This is a genomic window from Streptomyces sp. SCUT-3 (assembly GCF_014083985.1).
Classification (GTDB): Bacteria; Actinomycetota; Actinomycetes; order Streptomycetales; family Streptomycetaceae; genus Streptomyces_H; species Streptomyces_H thermolineatus.
On record NZ_CP046907.1, the window covers coordinates 6,038,014 to 6,063,759 of the forward strand.

The window sequence follows — 25,746 nt, forward strand, 5'->3', positions numbered from 1 at the left end:
CGGGAGCGCCTCCTGCCGCGCCGTGAGTACGGGAAGCGGCGGGCCGGCGATCCGTCATCTTCGTTCATTTGTCCGAAAATGCACGTTCCTCGGCGTGGGGTCGGGTATCCGCCTTCGACAGGGCGCGGGCCGCACACGACGGCGCCTCGCCGTACGCCGTGCACCTTGCGTCGTGCACCCTGCGCAGCCCGCCGCCGTAACCCCCACGACACGGAAGGCAGGACCGATGAGGAAGACCGCAGCGCCGACGACAGCAGCCACGACCGCCGTGCCTCCGGACGTGCAGGAGTGCGTGGCGGACTGGGGCAGCAGGGACAAGAGCCTCCCGGGCGGCAGCCATCCGCAGCTGACGGGCATCAGGGCGGGGCGGCACGAGTGCTTCGACCGCCTGGTGTTCGACCTGCGCGACACGGGCGGCGGCCTCGACGCGGGCTGCCGGGCCCGGTACGTGGACACCCTCCACCAGCTCGGCTCCGGCAGCCCGGTTCCCGTCGGGGGAGGGGCGGTCCTCGAAGTCGTCGTCGGAGCCCCCTCCTACGACGTCCGCACCGGTGGGCCCACCTACGACGCGGAGTTCGGCGCCCCGCTGCCCGGCGTCGCCCTCGGCGGCCACCGCACCTTCCGGGACGCGCGCTTCGCCGGCGGCTTCGAGGGCGAGACCCAGATCGGACTCGGGGTCCGGGCCCGGTTGCCCTTCCGGGTCTTCCGGACCGCCGACCACCTCGTGGTGGACGTCGCCCACACCTGGTGACCCGCACGGGGCGGCCGGGAGCCGGGGTGGCCTACCGCGCCGCAGGGCCGGCAGGGCGGGAACCGGGTCCTCAGCGGGTCAGGCCGTGCAGCAGGAGGTCGGCGAGGTGGCGGTACGCCTCCGCGTCGCTCAGGCCGGTGTTCGCGGCCACCTGGCGGCGTTGGATCCGGACCATCGCCGAGGAGATGACGTCGGCGGCGAAAGCGCCGTGCACCTCCCGGAAGGCTCCGGCGGCCATCCCCTCCGAGATCAGCTCCTGCACCCTGTCCGCCGCCGCCCGGGTGTTGCGGTCGTACACCTCGGCCGCCGGTTCGAACGCCGCGACGTCGTCGAAGAACCGGGGGGACACGGGGGCCAGTTCCGCGGAGACGGCCCCGAGGTAGGCGGCCAGCCGGCCGGCCGGGTCGGTCTCGGCCGCCAGGGCCGCCTCCACCCGCACGGTGGCGCGGCGGAAGAAGTGCACCACGGCCGCCCGGACGAGTTGCTCCTTGCTGCCCGCCAGCCCGTACAGCGTGCGCTTGGAGCAGCGGAGCCTGGCGGCGAGGTCGTCCAGGGTGAACCGGGAGAAGCCCTCGCTGATCAGCAGGGCGACGAGGTCCTCGAACAGCTCGGACCGGCGGGCGGCGCCGCGGCCCGTCGGCCTCGGAACGCCGGTGGCTGGGGTCTCGATCACTCGCACCAGTATTCCAGGCGTCCTAGGCTATTCTTGCCGGTACTTTCGTACCCCCTCCAGTACCGCTTGGAGTTGTCGTGGCCGTCGACCGACTGCTGCCCACCCCTGAGGCAGCCGAGCTCCTCGCGCTCACCCGCGAGATCGCCGACAGGGAACTCGCCCCCCGTGCCGCCGGGCACGAGGAGGCCGGCACCTACCCCGAGGGCCTGTTCGCCACCCTCGGCCGGGCCGGCCTGCTGGGCCTGGCGTACCCGGAGGAGTACGGCGGCGGGGGCCAGCCGTACGAGGTGTGGCTCCAGGTACTGGAGGAGCTCGCCGCCCGCTGGGCGGCCGTCGCCGTGGCCACCAGCGTCCACGCCCTGGCCTGCCACCCGCTCAACGCCTTCGGCACCCCCGCGCAGAAGGAGCGCTGGCTGCCCCGCATGCTGGCCGGGGAGATGGTCGGCGGCTACAGCCTCTCCGAGCCCCAGGCCGGCTCCGACGCCGCCGCACTGTCCTGCAAGGCCGAACGCACCCCGGACGGCTACCGCATCACCGGCACCAAGGCGTGGATCACCCACGGCGGCAAGGCCGACTTCTACGCACTGTTCGCCCGCACCGCCCCCGGCAGCCGCGGCATATCCTGCTTCCTCGCCCCCGGCGCCGTCGAAGGCCTGTCCTTCGGCGCCCCCGAGCGGAAGATGGGCCTCCAGGGGATACCCACCGCCGCTGCGTACTGGGACGGCGCGCTGCTGGAGGCGGACCGGCTCCTCGGCGAGGAGGGCCAGGGCCTCCAGATCGCCTTCAGCGCCCTGGACAACGGACGCCTCGGGATCGCCGCCTGCGCCACCGGGCTCGCCCAGGCCGCCCTCGACGCCGCCGTCGACTACGCCCGCGAGCGCACCACGTTCGGCCGACGGATCATCGACCACCAGGGCCTGGGCTTCCTCCTCGCCGACATGGCCGCCGCGGTCGACTCCGCCCGCGCCACCTACCTGGACGCCGCCCGCCGCCGCGACGCGGGCCGTCCCTTCAGCCGCCACGCCAGCGTGGCGAAGCTCGTCGCGACCGACGCGGCGATGAAGGTCACCACGGACGCCGTGCAGGTCCTCGGCGGATACGGCTACACCCGCGACTTCCCCGTCGAGCGCTACATGCGCGAAGCAAAGGTCATGCAGATCTTCGAGGGCACCAACCAGATCCAGCGGCTCGTCATCAGCCGCTCCCTCGCCGGCTGACGCCGCGGGCCCCGCGCCCGCTGTCCCGGGGGCGCGGGGCGACCGGCCCTGCGGCCCCGGGCGGGGCGGCCGTGCCGTCCGGTGGATTGGGACCCGCCCGCGGCGGGCAGGGAATTCGAAGCGTGTCATGAACACGTCCGCCTTCTCCCCACAAGGAGGTCGACCGTGCACAGCCGCCCGCTCGTACGCGGAGTCACCGCCGCCCTGGCCGTGACCTTCTCCCTGCTCGGAGGCCAAGCCTCCGCCGCCCCCTCCACCGCGGGGCACAGCGCCCTCGCACCACGGGTACTCACCTACGACGCCGCCGCGTCCGCGGAGTTCAAAGCCGCGGTCGACCGGGGCGCGGCGATCTGGAACGAGAGCGTCGACGGCGTCGAACTGCGGCCGGTCACGGCCGGGCAGCGCGCCAACATACGGATCCTCGCCGACGACGGCTGGCCCCGCGCCCTCCCCACCACCCTGGGCAACGGGACCGTCTACATCGGACGGCAGGCCGTCGACCAGGGCTACGACACGATCCGGATATCCGCGCACGAACTCGGCCACATCCTGGGCCTGCCGGACCGCAAGCCCGGCCCCTGCTCGAGCCTGATGTCCGGCTCCAGCGCCGGGACCGCGTGCACCAACCCGTACCCGAACGCGGCGGAGAAGACCGAGGTCGAGGACAACTTCGGCGGCGCGCTCGTCCGGTCCGCGGCAGTACCGTCCGGCACAACGATTGTGGACTGACACGCGGACGCGGGCACTTCCGCCTCCGCACACCGCACACCCCGCCCGGGCGGGACGGCAGGGAACGCAGGACAGGACCCCTCGGCCTGCCGGACCGCCCCCGGCACCGGGCACACCGGGCCCCGGTCCCCCCTCGCAGCATGGCGGGACCGGGGCCCGGTGCCGCCCGGGAGCGTTGCCACCGGCCCTGCGGGCCCACGGAGAGTGCGGGGAATCCCGGCCGGACCGGGGACCGGTGTCGGATTTCCGCACCCGAGGGGGCACCGGCCGGCACAAGGGAGGAGGAGGACGAGGCGGAGGGTGGCCGCACCGGTGAACGAGTGCGGCGCGCCGCGCCGATGCGGAGGGGCCTTGAACGTGTCCAGCAGCGGGGCGGAGCGTGCACGCGGAAGAGGGGCCGCGCGGCGGGGCGCGGGCCCCGCGGTGCTGCTCCGCGGTGAACCACCGGGCGCTCACCGGGTGCTGTCGGGCCAGGGGAACCCGAGCTCCTCGGCGCGCTCGCGGCTGCCGCCGCACACCCGCGCGTAGGACTTCGGGTCCTCCTCGGCCAGCCGGCGCAAGGCGGCAGCCGCCTGTGCCCGTGGCGGAGTGCCGTCGTCCGGGACGACCCAGCGGAACTGGACCGACTCTTCGGCCCGTTCCGGCCTCCCGGCCGCCGGCCCCGGCACGTACAAGAAGGTCACCACGGTGGTGTCCGGGTCGTCGAAGCCGGTGCCGATCCACCCGCGGCGCGCGTCCCACCGGCTCAACAGCTCCGGCTTCTCGACCAGCCCCGCCTTGATCAGGCGGGCCGTGGTGCGGGCCGGCCAGGACCAGGGGCGGTCGTCCTCCGCCCGGGCCGTCTCCGCGTCGTAGGCGGAGGCGTCGAACCGGTGGGCGGGCAACTCGGGCGCGGGCCCGTGGGAACCCGGCACGGTCTGCGGTCGCCGCCAGTTCTCCCACACCACCTGGTCCGCATCCCGCCGGACGGTGACGTAGAGCGCGCCGCAGCACCCTTCGGTGCAGTGGGCCTTTGCGAGTTGCACCTCGCGAGGTTCCGTGCCGGCCCGTAGCAGACCGTTGTCCAGCAGGTACTCGGGGCTGTGGGCGGGGCCGCGGCCGAAGACCGCCGGGACCACCGGACGGCCGTCGACGATGATGCGCGTCTCGACGGGCTCCCGGTCCGCGGGGTCGCCGGCCACCACCTCGATGCGCAGCCCGCCCGACGTGGCGGGGCGCTTGAACGGCTGCCGTCCGGTGCGGCGGATCCAGTCGGCTCGGAACCGTTGCTCCGCCCCGCTCGCGGCGGCGCCCGCAGCTGCCCATCGGGGCTCGTCCAGCAGCCGCCCGAGTGATTCCAGCAGTGCAGCACGCCGTCCGGGCGGCCAGTTCAGCAGTACGCCGGTGCCGCTGCTCAGGTCCAGTGCGAGAGACAGCAGCATGGCGGCGTTGTCGAGGGTGGGCGGCAGCAGGCCGGCTCGCGTGACGACGCTGTCGTACACGCCGAGCGCGTCGCAGTAGTCGAGGAGGTCGGTCGGTTCACCGCGCGAGCTCCCCATCCGGACGAGCAGCCTGCCGGCCCGGGCGAGCAGGTCCGTGTCGAAGGGATGGCGCTCGAGCAGCTCCGGCAGCCGGGAAGCCTCTGCGATCCGGCGGGCTGCCGCGCTGCCGACGGAGCGGGATGAGGCGGGAAACGCGACCAGCTCCGTGTGCACGGCCGGCCGGTTTCCTGTCCGCAGAGCGCGGACGAGTGGCTGCAGTTCGTCGCGGCGGGCGTGGACCGTGAGTCACACGACAGCAGCGGAGCGGCGATCGAGGACGTCGAGAGCGTCGACCGCCTGGCCGGTGAACTCCCGGAAAAGGCCGAGAACGGAGAGACACGGAACGTCCTCGGGCTCGCCGAACCGGGCCAGCAGGGCGATCCCCGCAGCGACGGCGGGTACGGTCGTCCCGGTCCGGGCCAGCCGCCGCCCCAAGGAGCGGGCGGCACCCCACTGCCCGGCCGGCAGCGGCAGCTCGGCGACGGCGGAGCGGACCGGACGGCTGTGGCGATCCCGGATGCCGAGCCGCACGAAACGGTGGTGCAGGGTGACGGGGTCGTCCGGGAGCGGGGCGAGCGCTTCCCCGACGGCGTTCCTCGCATCTTCCCGGGAGAGCGGGCCTTCGCCCGTTGCGGGCTCTTGGTGCAAGAACCAGCCGTGCCGGGGTGGGACTCCACCGGGGGACTCGCGCAGCAGGCGCAGGGCGTGGTCGTACAGAGAGGTCGGGAAGGCGAGCGCGTTGTGCTCCTTCGGGGCGCTCACAGGGCGGGACGGGACTCGATTCCGTAGGTCATGTGCACAGCCTGTCAGCCGGCTCGTGCCGTGTCGAAGGAATTGGCGGATCCGACGAAGTCGGTCACGGAGGGCGTTCACCGGTACGTGCGGCGGCTCCTGGACGCCCTGGGCATCACCTACGGTGTCACCCACACCGAAGTGGTCCTCACCGGATCGGGCCCGCGGGTCGTCGAAACGCACGTCCGGCTCGCCGGCGACGAGATTCCCTACCTGGTCAAGGACGTCACCGGAGTGGACCTCGTCGACTGCGTGGTCCGCGTGACAGGACAAGCCCCGCAGTACAGGCGCCCACCCGCCCGACGGAGCAGGCCCACCCCGTCCTGCCCCCGCGGCGTACGAGTTCCACGCCGCGGGGGCGGACGAGCAGATCAACGCGGCCGGGGCCCCGGCCGCCCGGCGCAGCCACCGGTTGCCGCCCCGCGTGCTGCGCGACGCCGCCGCGGCGGACACCGGCACCGACCTGCTGGACACACCGCCTGCCGCCCCGTACCGGCCGACCCGGCCGCTCTCCACCGCACGGCGCACCACGAGGGCGGGACGCGGCCACGGCAGCCGGGGCCGACGGCACGGCCTCAGTGGCCCCTGCGCACCCTGGCGGCCTTGCGGGCCTCCGCGAGAACCCGGGCCTCGGCCGCCTTGCGCGACTCCTTCGGGGCCCGGGAGCCCAGGCCGCGGAACGGCGCGTTGCCGCCGGCCGGCCGGCCTCCGGCGGGCGGACGCCTCGCGCCCGTGATGACCGTCAGCCTCTCCTCGCCGGAGCGCACCTGGGTGACCACCGGCCGGATCCCGGCGTCGGACATCATCCGGTTCACGTCACGCCGCTGGCCCGGAGTGACAAGGGTGACCACCCGGCCCGACTCGCCCGCACGTGCCGTGCGGCCGCCCCGGTGGAGGTAGTCCTTGGGGTCGGCGGGCGGGTCGACGTTGACGACAAGGTCGAGCGAGTCGACATGGATGCCCCGCGCGGCCACGTTGGTCGCCACCAGCACGCTGATCTCACCGCTCTTGAACTGCGCGAGCGTGTGCGTGCGCTGCGGCTGCGACTTCCCGCTGTGCAGCGCGGCGGCCCGGATGCCGCTGCCGCGCAGATGGCGGGTGAACTGGTCGACCCCGTGCTTGGTGTCCAGGAACATCAGCACCCGGCCGTCCCGGGCGGCGATCTCCGTCGCCGTCGCGTACTTGTCCGCCGGGTGGATGTGCAGCACGTGGTGCTCCATCGTGATGACCGCGCCCGCCGCCCGGTCGACCGCCGCGAGCACCGGGTCGTGGAGGTAGCGCCCCACCAGGCGGTCGATGTCGCGGTCCAAGGTCGCCGAGAACAGCATCCGCTGCCCACTGGGCCGCACCTGGTCCAAAAGGTCCGACACCTGGGGCAGGAACCCCATGTCGCACATCTGGTCCGCCTCGTCCAGCACCGTGATCCGCACCTGGTCCAGGTGGCAGTCCCGGCGCGCCACCAGGTCCGTCAACCGCCCCGGGGTCGCGACGACCACGTCGGCGCCCGCCCGCAACAGCGTCACCTGCCGCCCGATCGACACCCCGCCCACCACCGTCGCCAGCCGCAGCCGGAGCGCCAGCGCGTACGGGGTCAGCGCGTCACTCACCTGCTGCGCCAGTTCCCGCGTCGGCACCAGGACCAGCCCGAGCGGCCGCTTCGGTTCGGCGCGCCGACCCGCGGTACGGGTGAGCAGGGCCAGCCCGAAGGCGAGAGTCTTGCCCGACCCGGTCCGCGCACGGCCGAGGACGTCCCGGCCGGCCAACGCGTCGGGCAGCGTGGCCGCCTGGACCGGGAACGGCTCCGTCACCCCGGAGTCGGCCATCACCCGCGTCACTTCCGCGGGCAGCCCCAGTTCGGCGAAGGACTGCGCGGGCGGCGAACCGGGCGTCGGCGTCACCGCCGGAGACTCGCCCCGCGCCGCCGCCGGGACGCTGTCGGCACCGGAGTACCCAGGGGCTGGCGGCTTCGCATTCATGGGGACCCTTCCGTGGTCTGGCGCCCGGAACGAGCCGGGGCCCGCACCCCTTGGTACGGGCCCCGGAACGACGAAGCGTGCCACCATTTTACCAGCGCACCACCCACGCAGACCGCGCCGGCCGTACCCGCCCCACCCGCCTCGGACGGAGCGGACGTGATCACGCCGGTAACGGTCGGACAGCGGGACCCGTGACCACGGCATGAGACCCAGGGTCCCGCTCCCGCGGCACGAGCACCGATTAACGGTGGCGCCCCTGCCTCCGGCAGGATGGGCGCCCATGACCGAGATCCGCACCCCCGCCTCCTCCTCCGCCGTTGGCACGACGACGACCTCGTGCCGATGGCGGACATCAACGCGGACCCCCGGGGCGTGCACCGGGTCGATGAGGCCTTCCCGCACGATCTCGAGCGCACCGCCGAGGCGATCGAGCAGTGGGAAGAGGAATGGGACGAGGAGGGCTTCGGTCTCTTCGCCGTCGAACTGCTCGCCTCCGGCGAACTGGCCGGCTTCACCGGGCTGTCCGTGCCCGAGTTCCTGCCGGAGGTGCTGCCCGCCGTGGCGATCAGCTGGCGCCTCGGCCCACAGTTCCGGGGCCAGGGATACGCCTCCGAAGCCGCCCACGCGACGCTGGAGTTCGCGCTCCAGGACCGCGGACTCGACCGCGTCATCAGCATCAGCCGCGCGGGGGACAATGCCTCCGAGAACGTCATCCGCAAGCTCGGCATGGTGCTGGAGCGCGAGACTGTGCACCCGGAGCACGGCTTCCCACTGCGCGTCCACAGCATCGACCTCACCGAGTTCCACGCCTGAGCCCCGGGACGGCCGGCAACCGCCGCCCTCCACGCCCCGGCCCCTCAGAGCGACGCTCCTGAGCCCACCCGCCCCGCCCGGCCAGGCCGCCCGGCCAGGTCCGACACGGACGCTCGGCCGACCCCCGCAGCACCGGGCCGCACCCGGCAGACGGCCTCCGCAGGGCCTGGGCGTATTGCCCCGCAACGTTGTTGACACGGCTGGCCGGGGGCCGGCCTCCGAGCATGAGCTCGACGCCTCACCACCAACCACGCACGAGCTCGTAAAGATTGTCCCGCAACTGAGGGCCGCAGCCGTGGAGTGGGGTTCGAAACCCGGTGGCTGCGGGCCCGGGCGGGGCAAGCTGATGAGACCCTGACCCGCCGCGATTGTGGGTGGCCGGCAGATGAAGGCCTCTTGGGCCGCGGATTACCACACCACTCGCACCCTCGGCGGGCCCGGCCGGGAGGCATTTCCCGGCCGGGCCCGCCTCCCGGATACAGCCGATGCCGAGAGCGGTGGCCGGGGAAGGGCAGCAGCCGGAAGCGGCAGGGCTAAGTGCTTGCGTTCCTTGTCAGTGCTTCCTGCCAGGATGCCCAGCCGGACAACGATGCAGGAGAGACGTATGGGTACATGGGATGTCGGCCCCTTTGACAACGACACCGCGGCAGACTTCTGCGGCGACCTCGATGAGGCAGCCCCGAACGAGCGCAAGAGCATCGTCCACGACGCTCTCGCCCGTGTGATCGGCACTGCGGGCTACCTCGAAGCGCCTGAATCCGAAGAGGCCGTGGTCGCGGCTGCCCTCGTTGCCGCGCAATGCCCCGGGGGCGAGCCCGCCGATCCCGTCTACGGGCCGGACGAGCCCCTTCCCGACCTCACCGGCTTGCGCGACCTCGCCCTCCAAGCTCTCGACCGAGTCACGACCGAACCGTCCGAGCTGATGGACCTGTGGGCCGAATCGGAAGGCGACCCTTGGCGCGCAACGATCGACCGGCTGCGCAGCACACTACTGCCGCAGCCTTCGGGCGAAGAACTCCGCTCGCGCTGACCCCACCCCGTCCTGTTTCTCGTTCCCCCACGGAAGGCCCGCATGAGCTGGGACGTTCTGCTCCTTCACCTGCCCGACGGGGTCTCACCCGCCCAGGAGGTACCTGAGGACTACGCCCCGCCCCCACTCGGCCCCCGGCAAGAGATACTTGCGGCCGTGGGCCGGGCCGTGCCCGAAGCTGATCTTTCGGACCCTACCTGGGGCGAACTCCTCGGGCCCGGCTGGTCCATGGAACTCAACATCGGCTCGAAGGACCCGGTGGACTCGATCATGCTCCACATCCGGGGGTCCGGCGACGACGTGCTCGCCCCCGTCTTCCGACTTGCCGAAGCCCTGCGATGCAAAGTCCTCGACTGCGCGGAAGGGCACCTGCTCACCCCGTGCCAAACGTCGAGCTGGCATGCTTTCCAGCAGTTCCGCGACCGCGTGGTCGGCCTCTCCAGGCGAGATCTCCCGGTCCCGGCACTAACGTCCCCCGCGCACCCTGAACCCCCATCGAGCCTTGAGGCCCTGCTCCCGCCCGGCCGGACGGTCACCTCCGACGAAGGCCACGGGGGCGAACAGCCCCTGTGGCTCAGTGATCAGCCGGCCACAGCTGGACTGTGGGCACGAGTACACGCCGAGCACACACGCTCCGGCCTGTGGCCACTGCTGCTCGACCCACTGGATTCCGACGATGACGAGTTCCGCCCCTGGGGATCGGGCGAGATCTTCCCCGAACGAATGTCTTCCCCCGCGAGTCACGACCCGGAAGGTGTTCTCGCCCAGTGGTGGGCCACGTACACAGCCGCCGACGAAGACGACGACATGCTCTCCTCCGAGAGGCGCCTTGCTGTCACAGCCCCCTTCGGCCAAAACTGGCCAGGCCTCGCGCCCGGCCGAGGGACGGCAACGAACGCCGACCGACTCGCCGCCGAGTACGCGCAGTCGTTTCTCTCCGACCACCCACAGTCACGACTGGGACTGGTCGCCGCCGCCTCCGGCGCCGATGCCCTCACTGCCGCGGGCTGGTCCGGCCCCGCCAACTACGAGAACGACACCGCGAAGTTCTCCGCGATCGTCCGCGACTGGGAGCGCCGATTCGGCGCTCGTGTCGTCGCAGTCGGCTTCTCCACCCTGCACCTCAGTGTCGCTGCGCCACCAACGGCTGAGGAAGACGCTCTCCTGGTCGCTGCCGAGCACTTCGCCTTCTGCCCGGACAACGTCTGGCAGGGCAGTCGGCCCTGCACGCTGGCTGGGTACGCCAAGCGGATCACCGGTGCCCACCACTGGGACTTTTGGTGGGACTGATCCATGCCCGCCCGGGAAACGAGTACCCGCCCTGCGGGAAGTGATCTTCCACGTCTCACCGCGTCGTAAGCCGGCGGTACTCGTGGACAGCCCGAGGAGGTGCCGACAGGCCGCGGGGCGGTTTGATGCGGCAGTGGGGGGACCTGCGCGGCACCACCGGGATCCTGGACTTTCTCGCCGAGCTGACCGTGGACGTCGACGCGATCGTGGACGAGGCGAACCGCTGGTACCAGCAGGCGTCCGAGGCGTTCGAACGGGCCCTGAAGACAGAAGAGTCGGCCCGCGACAAATGCGTGGCCGCCTTGCGAGAGGCGTACGAGACGCTTCCGGACTTCCTCGGGAACTTCAAGGACACGGCAGCCCTGCTGGACCGCGTGGACGCGCTCCAGCAGGAGGCCCGGCAGGCCGCCGACGACCCCAACACCCACCTGCCCGGCAGCGGCCCCAAGACCGACGGGATCCCCAAGGCCGGGCCCGACGCTCTGCTCTCGCAGCAACTGATGCGGACCCAGGAACTGTGCGTTTTCCATCTTCACTCTGAGCTGGCCAGGTGCAGGCAGAGGACGGCTCGGACGAGGCTGGTGATGCGGTTGGTCGAGCATCGGAGCTTGCGCAGGAGCCGCCAGGTCTTGAGGGTGGCGACGGCCTGCTCGACCAGTGCTCGAATCTTCGCGTGGGAGCGGTTGGCGGCCTTCTGCCCGGCGGACAAAGTCTCCCAGCGACCCCAGTGCGGAGTGAGGGTCGGGGCGAGGGCGGACAGGAGCTCCACGGCCTCGGCGACGTACCGGCAGGCGGTGGTGGTTCCGATACCGAAACCGGCGGCGAGCTGAGCATACGGGTGACCGTTGCGGAGGTGGGCGAGGGTGAGGAGGGCTTGCTGGCCGGTGCTCAGCCTTCGCCACCGGGTGCTGAGTTCCTTGCGGCGACGGTGGAGCTGGGCGGACAGGAAGCGCAGAGCAGAACTCGCCCCCACAGCGAGCACCTCGCCGCACAGCTGACCCAACCGCCTGGCTGTTGCCCTCACGCCACACGGCCCGCGACCACGAGCGACGGCCCGAGAACGGCGCTTCCGGCGGTCTTGCCCGGCGTTCAGATCCAGTGCGAGACTTCGGAACCCCCTTATCGAATAAAGGAGTTGGGCTTGTCGCCTACGGGAAGGCCGTTACGGCCCCTGACCATCCTCTTCGCTCCGGAGAGCGCGTACGGGCCGACGAACAACTGCGTGGGAATCGGGGGTGTCCTGCGCCGCCGGGGGCACCGTGTGGTGTTCGCCGCGGAGGCGTCCTGGAAGGGCCGCCTCGCGCCGCTCGGTTTCGAGGAGGACCTGGTCGATCTGGCCCCACCGCCCGAACAGCCCCAGGACGCGGGCCAGTTCTGGAAAGACTTCGTACGCGACACCGCGCCCGAGTTCCGGAAGCCGACCATCGAGCAGCTGGGCACCTGGATCAAGCCGGTGTGGGAGGAACTGGTCTCCGGCGCCCGGTACTGCGAGCCGCAGATGAAGGACATCATCGACCGGGTCCGGCCGGATGTGATCGTCGAGGACAACGTCGTGTGCTTCCCGGCGTTGACCACGGCGGGCGTTCCTTTCGTGAGGATCGTTTCCTGCAATCCGCTGGAGATGAAAGGAGAGCGCGTGCCGCCGCCGTTCTCCGGGTATCCGGCCGGGGACCGGAGCGAGTGGGACGAATTCCGCGCCGAGTACGAGCGCACGCACCGGAGCCTGTGGAACGACTTCAGCGCCTGGGTGACCGAACAGGGCGCGCCTCCGCTGCCCGACCTGGAGTTCATCCACGAGGGCGATCTGAACCTGTACGTCTATCCCGAGTCGGCCGACTACACGGACGCCCGTCCGCTGGGCCCCGCCTGGCACCGGCTGGACTCCTCGGTCCGCGAGACGCAGGAGAAGTTCACGCTGCCGCCCGGCCTGGCCGAGGGCGGCGCGCTGATCTATTTCAGCCTCGGCTCGCTCGGCTCAGCCGACGTGGACCTCATGCGCAGGGTCATCGCCTCGCTCGCCCGCACCCCGCACCGCTACATCGTCTCCAAAGGCCCGCTGCACGAGGAAATCGAGCTGCCGCCGAACATGTGGGGTGAGGAGTTCCTGCCGCAGACCCGGATCCTCCCGCTGGTCGACCTCGTCATCACGCACGGCGGCAACAACACGACCACCGAGGCCCTCCACTTCGGCAAGCCCATGATCCTGCTGCCGCTGTTCTGGGACCAGCACGACAACGCCCAGCGCATGGCCGAACTGGGTTACGGCGTCCGGCTCGACCCGTACCGCTTCACCGACGCCCAACTCCACGGCGCGATCGGCCGTCTGCTCGACGATACGACTCTGCGGCGCACCCTCACCGAGGTCGGTGAGACGATCCGGGCGCGCAACGGGCTGCATACGGCCGCGGATCTGATCGAGCAGGCCGCCACGGGCTGACCCCACCGGCCCCCGGACGAGCCGGTCCCCGTCCCACGGGGCGGCCCACCGCGAGGTGATGCCCTTGACCGAGCACCGTCCCCACAAGGACCTGGACAACCGGGCAAAGAACAGCCACCACCCCCACCCGCCGGCGTGAACGCGTGAGGAAAGGCTTCCGCAGCGCCGGCGGAGCTCAGCAGTTCCCGCCCGGCCCCGCCACCCCCTGATGACCGCCGCCCACCACCGCGCCGAGACAGCCTCCCGCGTCGCCGTCGGGGACCAGATCACCGGCGCCACCGCCCTGCCCACCGCGGCACGCCCCAGGCACCCGCCCGCCCCTCCACGCCCCGACCCGCCTCAACCGATCAGCACCTCACCAACGTGACAAAACCCTCACGGAGAGCTACCCCGTTGCACCGCATCCGTGGACGCAACCCAGCTCGGCTGCCGTCCGAGGCAGTTTGCCCGCGAACGCGACGGCCCCCTCAACCTCCTGCTGGGAGGTCACCACGGTACGCAGGTTGTACGCGGCCGCGTGCTCCCAAAGCGCGGTCTGCGGCAGGCGAGGCACCGGCCCCACTGCCGCCGCAGCCCGCCCGAAGCGCCGCCCGGGTCCCGCACGGGGCGGTCCGGCTCTGCCCACCGGGAAGGCACAGCACCACGGCAGCGGTTCGGCAGGCACACGGCCGCCGGGCCGCGCCAGAATGTTCACAGGTCTCGGCAGCACCGGACCCCCGCGGCAACGACCCCAACACGGCACGGAAACCGGCCCCACCCGGCCCCGCACAAGGAAAGAAACCCCGCTCGTGAGCACCTGGCTGTCCGTATCCCTGGCCGTCGGCGGCGGGCTGCTCCTGCTGTGGCTGCTCGCCCTGGCGGCCCTGGCCCTCGCCCGCCCCCGCGGCAACCTGCTCACCGAGGCAGTCCGGCTGCTGCCCGACCTGCTGCGGCTCGTCCCCCGCCTCGCCCGCGACCGGACCCTCCCGCGCGGGGTGCGCATCCGGCTGTGGCTGCTCCTCGCCTACCTGGCAATGCCCCTCGACCTCGTGCCGGACTTCATCCCCGTCCTCGGCCACGCCGACGACGCCATCGTCGCCGCAGCCGTGCTGCGCTCGGTCGTCCGCCACGCCGGAATCGACGCCCTGACCCGCCACTGGCCCGGCACCGACGACGGACTCACCGCCGTACGCCGCCTCGCAGGCCTGCCTACCACCACGGCCCGGTAGCCGGCCGGCCACCGACGCCGCGAACAGGAAGGTGTATCCCCGCTCGGGACGGAGCCGGCCGCCGTGCGCTGACTGTCCTGGTGACCGTTCCCGTCAACATCGGCCCCGATCCCGACCGCGCGCCTCCCGAAAAGCTGAACAACTGCCGTCGACACCCGTGAGCAGAACCAGCAGTCAGCACGCCGACGTGTGTGATCCGGCCGGTGGCGTGGTGACCCCTGCGACACCTCCGGCCGTGCGAGGTCTTGGCACAGGCGCGGCAGGGCCGGGGTGCTGGAGAGGGGACTGCCAGGAAGCGGTCGCACGCCTCAGGCCGCGAGGAACAACTGCCGGAACCGAACCCGCGCGGTCTGCCGCCGTCACCGTCTCGCCCGGGCCGCCACCTGGCCGTCGAGGGGGATGTCCAGTCGGTCGGCCACGGTGGTGAGGGCCGTTCCCAGCGAGAGCGCGACCCGGGTGAGGGCGTGCCGGTCGCCCCGGGTCGGGTCCCGGTTGACGATCAGTACCGGCTTCCCGTCCTGGGCCGCCTGGCGGACGAACCGCAGCCCGGACATCACCGTCAGCGAGGACCCCAGGACCAGCAGCGAGGCCGCTTCACGGACCAGCCGGCGGCAGTGCTCGACCCGCTGCGGGGGAACGGTTTCGCCGAAGAACACCACGTCCGGCTTGAGGATGCCGCCGCAGACCGTGCAGGGCACCACGCGGAAATCCCCGACCTGCTCGTCGGTGAGGTCGGCGTCACCGTCCGGATTGATTCCGGCGACCACCGGCGCGAAGCCCGCATTGGCCTCCTCCAGCCGCCGGGCGAGTTCGCCGCGCGGGCTGAAGGCGCCGCAGGAAAGGCAGACGACCCGGCCCAGGTTTCCGTGAAGTTCCACGACGTCCTCGCTGCCGGCGGCCTGGTGCAGGCCGTCGACGTTCTGGGTGATCACACCCGAGAGCAGACCGTGCCGCCCGAAGGCGGCCACGGCCCGGTGCCCGGCGTTGGGGCGGGCGCGGCCGAAAGTGCGCCAGCCGAGGTGGCTGCGCGCCCAGTACCGGCGCCGGGCCTGGGCACCGGCGGTGAAGTCCTGGTAGGTCATCGGGGTGTGCCGGCTCAGGCTCCCGCCCTCGCCCCGGTAGTCGGGGATGCCCGACTCCGTGGAGATGCCCGCCCCGCTGAGCACCAGCACACCGCCGGCGCTCAGCGCATCGACGACCGGCTCCAGGTCCGTGGTGCCCGGCGGCAGGCCCTCGGCAGGGGTCCAGCTCAAAGTGGGGCGCATGCGCATGCCGCCAGGGTACGGAACAGGCCGCCTTCGGTCGCCTTCTTCTGGATGCCGATCGAGAAGACCCCGATGGCTTCGATCACTTCTTGCGGCGCTGGCCCAAATTATGCGGAGCGGTTGCTCTCCGTCACAATATTGTGTCGGACAAATGCCCAATCGGCGATATCGCCAGTTTCGGGCGGTCCACCTGGTGTGCCATGGTCCTCGAGGCGCAGGAGCGGTGGACCTGGCATGTCGGAAGCGGCCAGTAGCCTCAGACGCCATGGGAATTCAGGTAGATGTGGTGGCGGGTTACCCGAACAACGATGAGGTGGAGAGGGTGCTCGGGTTGGCCGAGTCGGTCGGCGAGCCCGTCACCGTCACGTTCATGTGGGAGGGGCGAAAAGAGGCGGAGCGCGCCGTACTGGTGCCCGCGGCCACGCTGGCGCTCTGGGAGCATTGGGCCCCCACGGCCTGCCCGACGCGGGAGGTCGGGGACGACAAGCAGGATGAAACAGAAAAGCCGGAACTGGCCCACCCGGCAGAATTCGGCGCGTTCACGCTCTTTCGTCGTCGCGTGGGAGGACGCACGGCGGTCGCTCGTGGAGGCGTGGTGGTCGCCGAGTTACTGGACCCCGACGAGGCGCACTGGCTCCAGGAGCAGGCCCGCAATGTCCGCCAAAGCTTCATGGATCCGAAGCAGAAGGCAGCGTTCGAGGAGTTCCTCGCCCGCCAGGCATCCCTCGATGATTAGTGACGCGCCGACTCATGCTCCCTGGCCTTGCAGTTGAACTCCGGGCTCTGGTGCACTACGTGCGGTGTGATGACGCCCGGCCACGCCAACCGTGACCTCGCTGCAGCCGCCGTCGACTCGGGGATCACCCCGGAAGCGCCCCAGGCCGACCCTGTCGTCAGGGAGATCACCGCCGCCTGTGCGCGCACCCTCGGGCGCCCCGGCGACACCGAACCCCACCTATGGCTACTGCCGCGTTTGGAGGCCGCGAACGATCCCTGCCGAGACCGGTACTTCCACCTACTCGCCGTCATCAACGACTGGCCGGCCCCGCGCCCTCTCACACCCGCACCCGACTGGTTTGTCACGGCGTTGCGCATGCGGGCAACACGATGACACGACACCTTCACCAGGCAGGAGGCCGGCACGGACCGGCCCCGGACACCGCCGCAGCCGCCGCTTACACTCCGGCCATGGACGAGATCACCACCCTGCTGGAGGCAGCCGCCACACCCTCGGCGCCCGCTCTCCTGCTGCGCCAGTGGAACCTTACGGACGCTGCCGACCTGGTTGAGCTGTACCAGGACAACTCCCTGCGCCGCTGGACAAGTGTGGCCCTCGACGACGAGGTGGGCGCCATGCGATGGGTGCAGGATCAGCAGAACGGGTGGCAGGCAGGCAACCGCTTCGCATTCGCAGTAGTGGAGAGCGAAAATCCGGGTCGGTCTGACAAGTTGGTGGGCCACGTGGTGCTCAAGCGTGCTGCTCCTGGTGCTCCGTCGGCCGAGGTCGGCTACTGGACGGCGGCACACGCCCGGGGCAGGGGAGTGGCGCCCAGAGCGCTGCAGGTACTGACGGAGTGGGCCGTCACTGCCTTCGAGGGAGAGGGGCTGCAACGGCTTGAACTCCTGCACCAGGTGGACAACGTCGCGTCCTGCCGGGTCGCACAGAAGTGCCGGCACGAACTGACCACACTCCTGCCCGCGGCACCGCCTGAGTTCCCTCTCGAAGGCCACCTCCACACATGGGCGCGCAGCTTCCAGGTCACAGAAAGTTGACGTCGACTCCAACAGCATCCGGGAGCCGAAGGCTGTCCGGCACACCTACCAGTCCGCCGCGGCCGTGGCCTGGCGAGCCCGGGCGACGGCCTGGGGCGCGACGCAGTGGAACAGCGATGCCGCCGCTTACACACCGCTGCGGTACCCAGGCCGGTACTTCGATACCGAGACCGGGCTGCACTACAACGTCCACCGCTACTACGGCCCCGGGGCCGGCCGCTGCATCAGTCCGGACCCGCTGGGCCTGGCGCTGTCACCGAACCACTACGGCTATGTGCCCAACCCCTTCATCATCGCGGACCCTCTGGGACTGGCCGGATGCTCTCCGGATCACACCTGGGGTGGCAAGGTCGTATTCGTCAACCAGGCCCGCGGGCACATGCCGGCCCGCATGCTGGGCGGCGCCGGTGACCGCCTGGACAATCTCTTCACCATTACCCAGAACCCGACCAGCAGCCCCCACAAGCCGGGGCCTGGAGCAGCTGATTTACAACGCCGTGGCGGGCGACCCCGCCCAGGACATCCCCGGTCAGACCGTCCAGCACAGCGTCCGCCTTGAGTACACGGACGACAAAGGAGACTCCGTGCCCTCACGCATCTACATGCAGGCAGACGGATCCCGCGGGTTCAACCCCGACACCGATTTCGCCCGTCCCGACCGTGCAGTGCGGCAGAACCGACGCCGTCCAGGAATCCAATGACAGACCTCGTCGCGCTCACCCGGCTCTGCCCGCCCCCCGGCCAGGGTATGGGCATCCGATGGAGCACGATCGAAGCCGACCTCGGCATGCCGCTGCCGCGGGACTACAAGCAGCTCGCCGACCGCTACGGGCCCGGAACCTTCAACGACTACATCCACCTCTTCCACCCCCACGGCGTGACCGAGTTCGTCAACCTCACCGGACCCGTGCCCGGCCGGATCCGAGCGCAGCTGCGCAAGGACCGCGACCAGGGCACCCATCCTGTCCCTCACGACCCCGAGCAGCTCTTCGCCTGCGGCTCCACCGACAACGGCGAATACCTGTTCTGGATCACCGATCCCGCAACCGATCCCGGCCGCTGGCGCATCGCGGTCAACGAAGCACGCGGCCCCCGCTGGTTCGCCCACGACGGAACCCTGACGGCCTTCCTCGTCCAGGTCCTCACCGGGCAGTTCCAGGTCCCCCAGTTCCCGCGCAGCATCCTCGACGCCCCTGCCCGATTCACCCCCTCGCGCCCCACCCTGTGGAAACCCGAACCCCCTTCCGGTATCCAGCCCGTCGACACCGCGGCGATCCGCGCCTGGGCACGCGCCAACGGCTACGCCGTACCACTGCGAGGACGGATCCCCCTGGAAGTCCGCGAAGCCTGGGAACGCGCCAACCGACCCTGACAGAGCGAAGACGCAGGCGGTCGGCCAGTCCTGCGGGATCTCGGTAATCGGTGTTGCGTTGTGTCTCACGAAGTGCTTCACGAACCATGAGTCCGAAGCCTCACCGGCGGCAATGCGGCGGTGCTTGCCTCGGGTCGCGTCACGACGGGCGGCACCGGCTGGGTAGCGACGGCCGACCACCGCGAACTGACCACCGACTCCATCGCCGCCCTGCGCGCGGCGACCGTGCGGGCGGCCGACCAACTGCGCAAGGAGACCGCCCTGGGCGGCTCGGCGGACGTGCGCACCGGGCTGCCCGAGGTCCTCGACCGCACCGAGCGGGCCCTGCTGACGTCCCGCTCCACCCTACTGATCGTCTCCCTGCAACTGGTGCTGCTCGCCGGGTACGCGCTGCTGCTGGTGGCCCGACTGCTGAGCAGCGAACGGGCGGGCGAGACACAGCTGCTGCGGGCCCGGGGCGCCTCGCGGGGCCGGATCGCGGCGCTGGCCGGGCTGGAAGCGCTGCTGCTGGCGGTGCCCGCCGCGGTGTGTGCCGCGCTGCTGGCGGGGCCGCTGGCCCGGCTGCTCGCCGGATGGTCCTCGCTCGACCGGATCGGACTGCAGCCCGGCACCGCCCCGTCGGGCGGGGTCTGGCTGGTCGCGAGCGGGGTCGCCCTGGTGTGCGCGGCGGCGGCGGTGGCACCCGCGCTGGCGGGAGCGGCGGACACGCCCGCGCGGCTGCGCCGGCTCCGGGCGGCGACGTCGGCCGCCCCGGTGCGCGCGGGCGCGGACCTCGCGCTGCTGCTGATCGCGGGCGTGGCGTACTGGCAACTACAGCGGCAGACCGGTACGGCGGACGGCGGAGTGATCGGCCGGGACCGGGCCGGGCGGCTGGGCATGGACCCGCTGCTGGCCGCGGCGCCCGCGCTGGCACTGCTGGCGGGAACGGTGCTGACCCTGCGGGTGCTGCCGTTCGCGGCACGGCTCGCGGAGCAGCGGTCGGCGAGCGGACGCGGGCTCCCGGCGGCGCTGGCCGGCTGGCAGTTCAGCCGGCGCCCGCTGCGCGGCGCCGGCCCGGTGCTGCTGCTGATCGTCGCCGTGGCGACCGGGATGCTGGCCATCGGGCACGGCGCGTCCTGGGACCGGTCGCAGCACGACCAGGCCGACTTCCGCACGGGCGCCGCCGTCCGGGTCCTGGACCACCGACCGGGCAGCCCCGGGCAGACCGGGCTCTACGCGGCACTGCCCGGGGCCCGCGAGGCCGCCCCCGCGCACCGCACCGCACTGAGCCTGTCCGGGGCCCACGAGGCGACGATTCTTGCGCTGGACACCTCCCGCGCCGGGGACGGCATGCTGATGCGCGGCGACCTCGCCGACGAGCCCCCGGGCGAGCTGCTGCAGGCCCTGGCCCCGCCCCCGCTCGACGAGAGCCGGGCCGTGCGGCTTCCCGACGGCACCCGGCGCCTCGCCCTGGACGTGCGGATCACCGACGAACGGGCCCGCACAGGACGCTCCCCCTCGGGCCGTGCGCCCCTGCTGACAGTGATCGTCCAGGACGGGTACGGCATCGCCTACCGGCTGGGTGCCGGGAACGTCCCGGTGGACGACCGGGTCCACCGCGTCACCCTGGAACTGGACCGGACGGCAACGGGCCGCCGCGCCGCGCCGGCCGGACCGCTGCGGCTGACCGGACTGCAGCTCGACGACACCGTCCCCACCGGCCGCGCCGAACAGCACCGCCTCACCCTCGAACGGCTGCTCGCCACGGGCCCCGACGGCCCCGCACGCACCGTGCGAGTGGCCCCGGGAACCCGCTGGCAGGGCGGCCGGACCGTGACCCGCAACGGCGAGGTCCTCTCCCGCACCTCCGCCGAACCGGCCGCCTCGAACACCACGCCGCTGTCCCTGTCGTACACGACCGGCGCCGGCGGCGACGACGGGTACGGCGCGGCGCCGGCATGGACCGTGCGGGCCGACACCGCCGGCGCCCGGGCGCCGCGCATCCTTGCCGCCGTGGCCACGCAGGACTTCCTGCGGGCCTCGGGCGCCGCCCCCGGCGACACCGTCGACGTCCCGCTGTCCGGGGAACAACTGCGGGTGCGGATCGTCCGGGCGGTGCGCGAACTCCCCACCACCACCGACACCGCCACCACCGACACCGCCGGGCAGAGCATGGCCGGAGGAGCGCTGCTCCTCGACCTGCGGGCCGTCGACGCCGTACTGGCCCAGCGCGGCACCACACCGCTCGCGCCCACCGAGTGGTGGGTGAGCGCCGAACCGGGCAAGGCCGCCGAGGTGGCCGCAGCGCTGCGTGCGCGCCCCGACCTGGAGGCGCAGCAGGTGCTGGTGCGCGACGAGACCGCAGCGGACCTGCTGCACGACCCGCTGGGCGCCGGGCCGCGTTCGGCACTGACGGCGGTGACGGCGGCCGCCGTGGCCCTGGCCGCCGGCGGCTTCGCGGTGAGCGCCGCCGGGGCACGGCGGGAACGGTCGGCGGAGTTCGCGGTGCTGCGCGCCCTGGGCACGCCCCGCCGGGACCTCGCCCGGCTCGTCGCAATGGAGCAGAGCCTGCTCGTCGGGGTCGGCCTGCTGGCCGGACTCGCGCTGGGCACGGTCCTGACCCGGGCCGTAGTGCCGCTGATCGTGCTGACGTCCGGGGCCGCGCGGCCCGTCCCACCCGTCCTCGTGGAACTGCCGCTGGGACAGGTGGCCCTGCTCGTCGCCGGGGTGGCCGCCCCGCTCGCGCTGATCACGGCCGCCTCGGCGCTGCCGCGCACCGAACCGGCGGCCGCACTGCGCCATCAGGGGGAGGACTGACATGCGGCCGGACACACGCGACACGGACACTTCCTGGCTGCGGACCCGGCTGCGGACCGCTCCCCGGGCCACCGTCGCCTTCGGGGCACTGGTACTGCTCACGGCTTTCCTCGCAGCGGTCCTGACCCGGGCCGTGGAGGCCTACGAGACGCACGGACTGCGCGAGGCCGTGACCTCCGCTGCCCCCGAGTCGACCGTGCTGGAGCTGAAGACGGCACAACCAGGCCTGGAACAGCCGCAGCAGACACGCGAGGACGAGGTCCTGCCGGAAGCACTCACCGCGGTGGACGCCCGGGCGCGGACGCTGCTGCCCGAGCCGCTGCGGGTGGACCGGACCCAGTCGGCACACGGCGTGCGGACCGGAAAGAGCCTGCAGGCCCTGGACCCGTGGCTGCCCCGGCCGTACGGGCTGCCGCCCCGGATCACCCTCCTCGCGCAGTCCGGGGCGGCCGGGCACGCCACGGTGCGCGACGGGCGGCTGCCCGCCGCCGACGGCCCGGTGACCGCGAACACCAAAACGGTGGAAGGCGCCGTGACCGCCGAGACGGCCCGGACGCTGCGACTGCGGGCCGGCTCCACGCTCACCCTCGCCGGATTCCCGGACCGGCCGCTGACCGTCCGGATCACCGGCATACTCGAACCCCGGCAACCGGAACGCACCTACTGGTCGGCGGAGCCGATCCTGCGCACACCGGCCCTGGCGAACGCCGGCGGCCCCCCGCCGGCGTTCTACTGGGAGGCGGGCGTCCTACTGGCACCGGAAGCGGCCCCGGCACTGCTCGGCGGACAGACCGAACCGGAGCGCTACTGGCGGTTCGCGCCCGCAGTGCAGAACCTGACAGCGGCGGACGCCGAGGCACTGGTCGACCGGGTGGCCTCCCTGGAGGACGGACCGGGACTGGTACACCTGCGGGAGGCCGCCGGCCCGACGGCCCAGCTGCTCACCGGCCTGGAAGAGGTCGTCGGCGAGTACGCGCGGACCCGGGACGCGATCACACCCGTGGTCGCCGTCGGGGCCGTCGGGATCGCCGCGGTCGCCGCGATCGTCCTGATGATGAGCGGCGGCCTGGCCGCCGCCCGCCGGGACACCGAACTGGCCCTGCTACGGGCCCGGGGCGGCTCCCTGACCGGGATCGGCGGCCGGCTGCTGGCCGAGAGCGCGCTACCGGCACTCCCGGCCGCCGCCTGCGGCCTGCTGCTGGCGGTACTCGCCGTGGACGAGGCCCGGCTGCTGCCCTCCGCGCTCACCACGAGCGCCGTGGCCCTGCTCGCCTGCGCCGCCCTGCCGGTGCGCGCGATGGTGGCACACCGCAGACCACGCACGAACCCGGAGCGCGGCGACCTCACACACACCAGGCCCGGCGCACGCCGGACGGTCGTCGAACTGACCCTGCTCGCGCTGGCCGCGGGCTCGGTGGCGGCTCTGCGCCGCCGGGGCACCGAAGGCACCGCCGACCTGCTGGTCAGCGCCGCCCCGGTACTCATCGCACTGGTCGCCGCGCTGGTCCTCGTCCGGCTGTACCCGCTGCCCCTGCGCCGGGCCGCCGGCCCGGCCGGACGGCTGCGCGGAGCGGTGGGATTCCTGGCCCTGGCCCGGGCGGGCCGCTCACCGGCGGCCGCCACCACGCTGCCGCTGCTCGCCCTGCTGACGGCCCTGACCACGGCCGCGTTCGGCGGATCGGTGCTGAACGCAGTGGCCGACACCCGGGACCGGGCCGCGCTGCTGCACACCGGCGCGGACGCACGGGTGGACACCCCCGACGGCGCGGCGCTCCCGGCGGGACTGGAACGAGCAGTGCGGGACGTGCCTGGCGCACAGGACGTGGCAACCGTGGGCATCTCGCACGCCTCGGAACACGTGTCGCAGGACAAACAGTCGCTGGCCGTGGTCGCCGTCGAACCGGACGCCTACGCGGCACTGGCCCGCCGCACCGGCCTCGGGGGCTTCACCGCCGACCGGCTGGCGACCGGGGACGGAGTGCTCGGCGCCGTCGCCTCCCCCGAGGTCGCCGAGCGCCTCGGGCACGCACCGCACCGGATCGACACGAACGGCGGACCCGTCACCGTGCGGATCACCGCCGTGCGACCGCACACACCGGCGGTCCCGGAGGGGGACTTCCTGCTGGTCGACGCGGCCGGCCTGCCCCGCCCCGGCAGTGCCACGTCCCTGCTGGCAGCCGGCCCGGACCTCGACGGGGCCGCACTGCGAACGGCGGTGCGCGACACGGGAACCCGACTGTCGGTCACCCTGCGCAGCGAGGAACGCGCGGCGCTGTCCGACTCGCCGCTGCAGTCCGGCGCCGAACGGATCTACCTGTGGGCCGTCGCCGCGAGCACCGGCTACGCCCTGCTGTCCCTGGTGCTCGGCATGGCGCTGACCGCACCGGAACGCGCGGCCCTGCTCGCCCGCCTGCGCACCCTGGGCATGACGAACCGCCAGGGGCGGCAGCTGCTGGCCCTGGAAACGCTGCCCCTGGCGCTGCTCGCGGCCGGCGGGGGCATGGCCGTGGGCTGGGCGGCGGTCCGGCTGCTCGCCCCCGGCATCGACCTGGACCGCCTCGCCCTTGCCGACACGTACGGGGCCACGGTGCCGGCCGGTGCCGTGCTGCGGGCCGACGTGTGGTCGCTGGCCCTGCCCGCGGCGGCCACGCTGCTACTGGCGGGATCGGTGGCCGTAGCACAGGCCTGGTGGGCAGGGCGCCGCACACCGACCACCCACCTCAGAGCAGGAGACTTGCGATGAGCGCTACGACACGGTCGCTCGCGGAGCTGGAGCAGCGGGCGGCACACCACCGCGACCGGCCCGCCTACGGGCACGACGCCCTGATCGCCTGCGACCGGCTGGTACGGATCTTCAGCCAGCGCGGCGGCGGGGACGCCGTGGAGGTACAGGCCCTGCAGGGACTCGACCTGCTGGTGCGCCAGGGCGAGCTGATGGCCCTGGTCGGGGCCTCCGGCAGCGGCAAGTCGACCCTGATGAACATCCTGGCCGGCCTGGACGTGCCGACCGCCGGAACCGCGCGGATCGCCGGCCGCGACCTGCTGGCGATGGACGCGAAGGCACGCCTGCGCTACCGCCGCGAAGTGGTCGGTTTCGTGTGGCAGCAGACGGCCCGCAACCTGCTGCCGTACATGACGGCGGCGCAGAACGTCGTCCTGCCGATGCAGCTGGCCGGGCGTCCGCGCCGGCAACGGGCGGGACGCGCACAGGAGTTGCTGTCGCTGCTCGGGGTCGCCGACTGCCGGGACCGGCGACCGCAGCAGATGTCGGGCGGCCAGCAGCAGCGGGTGGCGATCGCCGTCGCCCTGGCCAACGACCCGGCCGTCCTGCTCGCCGACGAGCCGACGGGCGAACTGGACTCGGCGACCGGACAGCAGGTCTTCGCGGCGTTCCGCCGGGCCAACGAGGAACTGGGCACGACGATCGTGGTCGTCACGCACGACCAGGCCGTCGCCGACGAGGTCCGCCGCACAGTGGCGATCCGCGACGGCCGCACGGCCACGGAGGTGCTGCGCCGCACCGAGGTCGACGCGACGGGTCAGGAGTCCCTGGTGGCCCGCGAGTACGCGATGCTCGACCGGGCCGGCCGGCTGCAGCTGCCGTCCGACTACACGACGGCCCTGGACATGCGGGACCGGGTACTGCTGGAACTGGAGGAGGACCACATCCAGGTCCGGCCGGACGACAACCGGAGCCAGAACGGCTGAAACCCGGGACGAAAGCGGCCGCAAAGGCGCGGCGGCACCCGCCCGGCCGCCCGGCCGGGAACAGCCCTACCACCACCGCCGGACCTCACCCGTGCCGCGCCGCTCGCAGAACCCGCCCACCCGCCCCCGGCACCGACATCCGTCAGACGGCGTTCACGGCGCGACCCGCCACCACTGAGCCCGAAGCCCACGAGCCCGCTCTGCACGTCCGTTCCGCCGGGGATCCGGGCGCGGGCGGCGCCACCGGCGAAGGCGAGCACGGTCAGCAGGAACGTCCGGGCGCGCTCGGCCGGACCTTCCCGCAGCAGGCGGTTGGCGGCGGCCGCGGCCTGCAGTTCCACCGCCGGGACCCGACTGGAGGCCTGGGCCGAACGCCTGGACCACCGCCAGCGCCAC

Annotated in this window: 19 protein-coding genes and 3 pseudogenes; 16 read left to right on the forward strand and 6 right to left on the reverse strand. The window is 72.7% G+C overall.

The annotated features are described in order from the left end of the window. Positions 1–226 precede the first annotated feature (226 nt). On the forward strand, positions 227–751 hold the full coding sequence (locus GQS52_RS26720; protein WP_182316100.1) for a hypothetical protein: 525 nt from the start codon (positions 227–229) through the stop codon (positions 749–751). 70 nt (positions 752–821) lie between these two features. Here the strand turns inward: GQS52_RS26720 and GQS52_RS26725 are convergent, their stop codons facing one another. Next, positions 822–1,424, reverse strand: coding sequence for a TetR/AcrR family transcriptional regulator (locus GQS52_RS26725; protein ID WP_182316101.1), 603 nt, complete (start codon positions 1,422–1,424; stop codon positions 822–824). 77 nt (positions 1,425–1,501) lie between these two features. Here GQS52_RS26725 and GQS52_RS26730 point away from each other — a divergent pair, with 77 nt between their 5' ends. Together GQS52_RS26730 and GQS52_RS26735 are read left to right on the forward strand one after the other, a co-directional pair. Next, positions 1,502–2,641, forward strand: a complete 1,140-nt coding sequence (locus GQS52_RS26730) for an acyl-CoA dehydrogenase family protein (RefSeq protein WP_182316102.1) — start codon at positions 1,502–1,504, stop codon at positions 2,639–2,641. Positions 2,642–2,806: 165 nt separating this feature from the next. After that, positions 2,807–3,370, forward strand: a complete 564-nt coding sequence (locus tag GQS52_RS26735; protein WP_182316103.1) for a snapalysin family zinc-dependent metalloprotease — start codon at positions 2,807–2,809, stop codon at positions 3,368–3,370. Between the two features lie 452 nt (positions 3,371–3,822). On the opposite strand, the gene GQS52_RS26740 is transcribed toward GQS52_RS26735, so the two are convergent. From GQS52_RS26740 to GQS52_RS26745, 3 genes are all read right to left on the reverse strand, one after another. Beyond that, positions 3,823–5,064, reverse strand: coding sequence for a hypothetical protein (locus tag GQS52_RS26740; protein WP_259371005.1), 1,242 nt, complete (start codon positions 5,062–5,064; stop codon positions 3,823–3,825). A gap of 72 nt (positions 5,065–5,136) precedes the next feature. Continuing rightward, a complete protein-coding gene (locus GQS52_RS28135; protein WP_259371006.1) occupies positions 5,137–5,652 on the reverse strand; it encodes a hypothetical protein in 516 nt (171 codons plus the stop codon). 605 nt (positions 5,653–6,257) lie between these two features. After that, positions 6,258–7,658, reverse strand: a complete 1,401-nt coding sequence (locus GQS52_RS26745) for a DEAD/DEAH box helicase (protein ID WP_182316104.1) — start codon at positions 7,656–7,658, stop codon at positions 6,258–6,260. A gap of 280 nt (positions 7,659–7,938) precedes the next feature. Here GQS52_RS26745 and GQS52_RS26750 point away from each other — a divergent pair. The 3 genes and pseudogenes from GQS52_RS26750 to GQS52_RS28140 all read left to right on the forward strand — a co-directional run bounded on the left by GQS52_RS26750 (position 7,939) and on the right by GQS52_RS28140 (position 10,791). After that, a pseudogene (locus GQS52_RS26750) lies at positions 7,939–8,471 on the forward strand (GNAT family N-acetyltransferase). 604 nt (positions 8,472–9,075) lie between these two features. Beyond that, positions 9,076–9,501 (forward strand): DUF4259 domain-containing protein, encoded by a 426-nt coding sequence (locus tag GQS52_RS26755; protein WP_182316106.1) that lies wholly within the window; start codon positions 9,076–9,078, stop codon positions 9,499–9,501. Positions 9,502–9,543: 42 nt separating this feature from the next. After that, on the forward strand, positions 9,544–10,791 hold the full coding sequence (locus tag GQS52_RS28140) for a DUF4253 domain-containing protein (RefSeq protein ID WP_259371007.1): 1,248 nt from the start codon (positions 9,544–9,546) through the stop codon (positions 10,789–10,791). Between the two features lie 532 nt (positions 10,792–11,323). Here the strand turns inward: GQS52_RS28140 and GQS52_RS26770 are convergent. Continuing rightward, positions 11,324–11,746, reverse strand: a complete 423-nt coding sequence (locus GQS52_RS26770) for a transposase family protein (RefSeq protein ID WP_259371212.1) — start codon at positions 11,744–11,746, stop codon at positions 11,324–11,326. Positions 11,747–12,013: 267 nt separating this feature from the next. Here GQS52_RS26770 and GQS52_RS26775 point away from each other — a divergent pair, with 267 nt between their 5' ends. The 3 genes and pseudogenes from GQS52_RS26775 to GQS52_RS26780 all read left to right on the forward strand — a co-directional run bounded on the left by GQS52_RS26775 (position 12,014) and on the right by GQS52_RS26780 (position 14,436). Next, the gene (locus GQS52_RS26775; protein WP_259371008.1) at positions 12,014–13,228 is read left to right on the forward strand and encodes a nucleotide disphospho-sugar-binding domain-containing protein; all 1,215 of its coding nucleotides are present in this window, start codon (positions 12,014–12,016) and stop codon (positions 13,226–13,228) included. A 31-nt stretch (positions 13,229–13,259) separates the two neighbouring features. After that, positions 13,260–13,413: pseudogene (locus tag GQS52_RS28145) on the forward strand (IS6 family transposase); the annotation flags it as partial. 603 nt (positions 13,414–14,016) lie between these two features. Then, positions 14,017–14,436, forward strand: a complete 420-nt coding sequence (locus GQS52_RS26780; protein WP_220472810.1) for a YkvA family protein — start codon at positions 14,017–14,019, stop codon at positions 14,434–14,436. 359 nt (positions 14,437–14,795) lie between these two features. Here the strand turns inward: GQS52_RS26780 and GQS52_RS26785 are convergent, their stop codons facing one another. After that, positions 14,796–15,707 carry an NAD-dependent protein deacetylase gene (locus GQS52_RS26785; protein WP_182316108.1) on the reverse strand — a complete coding sequence of 304 codons (912 nt, stop codon included), beginning with the start codon at positions 15,705–15,707 and terminating at the stop codon, positions 14,796–14,798. A 259-nt stretch (positions 15,708–15,966) separates the two neighbouring features. Here GQS52_RS26785 and GQS52_RS26790 point away from each other — a divergent pair, with 259 nt between their 5' ends. From GQS52_RS26790 to GQS52_RS26820, 7 genes and pseudogenes are all read left to right on the forward strand, one after another. Then, the gene (locus tag GQS52_RS26790; RefSeq protein ID WP_182316109.1) at positions 15,967–16,437 is read left to right on the forward strand and encodes a hypothetical protein; all 471 of its coding nucleotides are present in this window, start codon (positions 15,967–15,969) and stop codon (positions 16,435–16,437) included. 452 nt (positions 16,438–16,889) lie between these two features. Next, positions 16,890–17,474, forward strand: a complete 585-nt coding sequence (locus GQS52_RS26795) for a GNAT family N-acetyltransferase (protein WP_182316110.1) — start codon at positions 16,890–16,892, stop codon at positions 17,472–17,474. Between the two features lie 64 nt (positions 17,475–17,538). Next, on the forward strand, positions 17,539–18,033 hold the full coding sequence (locus GQS52_RS28150) for an RHS repeat-associated core domain-containing protein (protein WP_259371009.1): 495 nt from the start codon (positions 17,539–17,541) through the stop codon (positions 18,031–18,033). Positions 18,034–18,735: 702 nt separating this feature from the next. Further along, positions 18,736–18,846, forward strand: a pseudogene (locus tag GQS52_RS28500) (histone-like nucleoid-structuring protein Lsr2); the annotation flags it as partial. A 120-nt stretch (positions 18,847–18,966) separates the two neighbouring features. Beyond that, the gene (locus tag GQS52_RS26810) at positions 18,967–21,642 is read left to right on the forward strand and encodes an ABC transporter permease (RefSeq protein ID WP_182316111.1); all 2,676 of its coding nucleotides are present in this window, start codon (positions 18,967–18,969) and stop codon (positions 21,640–21,642) included. Position 21,643: 1 nt separating this feature from the next. Beyond that, positions 21,644–24,385, forward strand: coding sequence for an ABC transporter permease (locus GQS52_RS26815; RefSeq protein WP_182316112.1), 2,742 nt, complete (start codon positions 21,644–21,646; stop codon positions 24,383–24,385). Then, positions 24,382–25,350, forward strand: a complete 969-nt coding sequence (locus tag GQS52_RS26820) for an ABC transporter ATP-binding protein (RefSeq protein WP_182316113.1) — start codon at positions 24,382–24,384, stop codon at positions 25,348–25,350. The genes GQS52_RS26815 and GQS52_RS26820 overlap by 4 nt, the downstream gene beginning before the upstream one ends. The last annotated feature ends 396 nt before the right edge of the window (positions 25,351–25,746 follow it).

Bases quoted from the DNA above. Each gene is read 5' to 3' on its own strand.
- GQS52_RS26720 (WP_182316100.1), top strand. From the start codon at position 227: ATGAGGAAGACCGCAGCGCCGACGACAGCAGCCACGACCGCCGTGCCT.
- GQS52_RS26745 (WP_182316104.1), bottom strand. From the start codon at position 7,658: ATGAATGCGAAGCCGCCAGCCCCTGGGTACTCCGGTGCCGACAGCGTC.
- GQS52_RS26755 (WP_182316106.1), top strand. From the start codon at position 9,076: ATGGGTACATGGGATGTCGGCCCCTTTGACAACGACACCGCGGCAGAC.
- GQS52_RS28140 (WP_259371007.1), top strand. From the start codon at position 9,544: ATGAGCTGGGACGTTCTGCTCCTTCACCTGCCCGACGGGGTCTCACCC.
- GQS52_RS26785 (WP_182316108.1), bottom strand. From the start codon at position 15,707: ATGCGCATGCGCCCCACTTTGAGCTGGACCCCTGCCGAGGGCCTGCCG.
- GQS52_RS26790 (WP_182316109.1), top strand. From the start codon at position 15,967: ATGGGAATTCAGGTAGATGTGGTGGCGGGTTACCCGAACAACGATGAG.
- GQS52_RS26795 (WP_182316110.1), top strand. From the start codon at position 16,890: ATGGACGAGATCACCACCCTGCTGGAGGCAGCCGCCACACCCTCGGCG.
- GQS52_RS26815 (WP_182316112.1), top strand. From the start codon at position 21,644: ATGCGGCCGGACACACGCGACACGGACACTTCCTGGCTGCGGACCCGG.
- GQS52_RS26820 (WP_182316113.1), top strand. From the start codon at position 24,382: ATGAGCGCTACGACACGGTCGCTCGCGGAGCTGGAGCAGCGGGCGGCA.